Here is a 1,931-nt window from a genome sequence, read left to right as displayed (position 1 = left end):
CAAAAATTACTTTTTCAATAGAATTAGGGTATCGATGAGCATATAGAGTAGCTAGATAACCTCCAAAGGAGTGACCTATAATAGACCACCTTTGAATTCCTAAATACTTGCGAAGCACCTCGCAATCATCTATTAAATCATTAAGACTAAATGACTCTCCATCATGAATAGCCTCCGATCTACAAACACCCCTTTGGTCCATTGCTATTAACTTAAAGCGATGACCTAGTCTTTTAGCTTGATGATATGTAAATTCAAAGCAGCTCTCTCCAGGTCCACCATGTAAAAATAAGACTGCTTTGTCACTAGTGCTCTCACTTACTTCTATGTATAGCTCTTTTCCATTAATCTGTACATTCATGAGTTATCTCCTTTTACAAGTAGAATCTTAAACGGTCATCCCCTTACAATAATCCTCATATATCAAATAGAGAGTTTCTTCTAATATCTCATCTGCCCAGTGGTCCTCAAATCTATTTGTTAAATCTTTAGCCCCTATAACATATATAAGTATGCCATTAGAGAATTCGCCAATTATCCCAATATTTATTACTACATTCTCCAATCCACCAGTCATATGATTAATTAAGTGTTTTGGTATCTCTTTTATTTCACCTCTTTGTCTAACAAGCCCATTAACAAGTGGTGCCCAAACTTCAGGCTCTGATTCATAACCTTTCATAACACATTTTAACAACTCTAAGATATGGGATAACTTTCCTTCGTTACTTAAATCCCTTGGATTCTTTCTAACATTGATTTCGTTAAAATAGGATTGAATCTTTTGATTAATGTAGTTCCAGCCTCCACAAAATTGAACAACACTACTTGCCACATGACTATCATGGCAGGCAATCATAACTTCAACAGCTTCATGAAGCATCAGACTGGATCTATTTTGGTAATGAGGATAAAGTACATTACTATCTTCTTTAGGGTTAAATTTTATATTTTGTATTGTGTCGTTCCATTTAAACTTCTTTTCTTCTATCAATTTTACAATACAAAAGGCAATTGCAACTTTTGCTGCTGAAGCGAGAGGAACAATTAAATCTTCATTTAAAGAAAGTATATTTTTATCGTGTAGAGGAGAATAAAGTATGGCCCCTACCTCTCCTTGCTTTATTTCTTTTAATTTTTCTAATATGTTTTCCATTGAATACCTGCCCTTTGTGTTTAAAAATAATTTGCTAGCTATCCTTATATCAAATCATATCATAGCAATATATGGGATTTAATGAATTTTAGAATTTTCCGTCATTTAAAAGTAGTTTTATTTTAAATTTACCTTTTTATTTACCATCAAATTTCAAGTTAACGGGTATAAAACTCGCAAAATAGACGTGATTTACTATTCCTAAATAAAAAAATTGCCCTGCAAGCTATATCGGATGACAATTTTTGGTTTACTTCAACGTTTTTCTAAAGGAATAGCACCATTTGTCGTATTCAAATTTATTTTCATAAAAACGGTGGGCTTCTTTTCTTTGTAAGCCTGACTCTAAAGCTATGTACTCTGCACCATTTTCTTTAGCGTATTTATGTATGTATTTTAATAATTTTTCACCGTAGCCACCTGAACGCTGTGATGTATCCGTTACTAAATCGTAAACAAATATATGGCGCTTATTGTAAAAGTTCGTTCGCCAGCTAAATCCGATTAAAGAAACCATTTTCTCTTGGACATAGAGGGCATACAACTTGTATCCATCCTTCTGCATTTCGTCCAATAAATCTATGTACGTTTCCATCGTTAAATCTGTTCTTAGTTGATTCATTAAAGGAAATGCTTCTGACCACTGCTCTCTGGTAATTAGCTCTTTTACTGTCTCTAACATTATGTCCCCTCATTTTCTTATTAAAAATTAAACTCAGCTCTTATTATTTGTACGACTTCATATGGACTCAAAAAAGTATTATTGATTCTTATA

Annotated in this window: 3 protein-coding genes; all 3 read right to left on the bottom strand. The window is 32.9% G+C overall.

The genetic code is table 11. The features are described 5' to 3' along the window. On the bottom strand, window positions 1-361 hold a 361-nt coding region (locus AC06OU_RS15050), incomplete at its 3' end, for an alpha/beta fold hydrolase (RefSeq protein WP_475856864.1). 27 nt (window positions 362-388) lie between these two features. Continuing rightward, window positions 389-1,156 (bottom strand): serine hydrolase, encoded by a 768-nt coding sequence (locus AC06OU_RS15045; protein ID WP_475856862.1) that lies wholly within the window; start codon window positions 1,154-1,156, stop codon window positions 389-391. A gap of 250 nt (window positions 1,157-1,406) precedes the next feature. After that, window positions 1,407-1,838: a GNAT family N-acetyltransferase gene (locus AC06OU_RS15040; RefSeq protein WP_475856861.1), complete on the bottom strand. Its 432-nt coding sequence runs from the start codon at window positions 1,836-1,838 to the stop codon at window positions 1,407-1,409. Between the last annotated feature and the right edge of the window lie 93 nt (window positions 1,839-1,931).

The sequence above is a fragment of the Psychrobacillus sp. genome (genome assembly GCF_056205495.1).
Note: the sequence above shows the minus strand (reverse complement) of the source record. Positions and strands in the feature narration are given on the sequence as shown.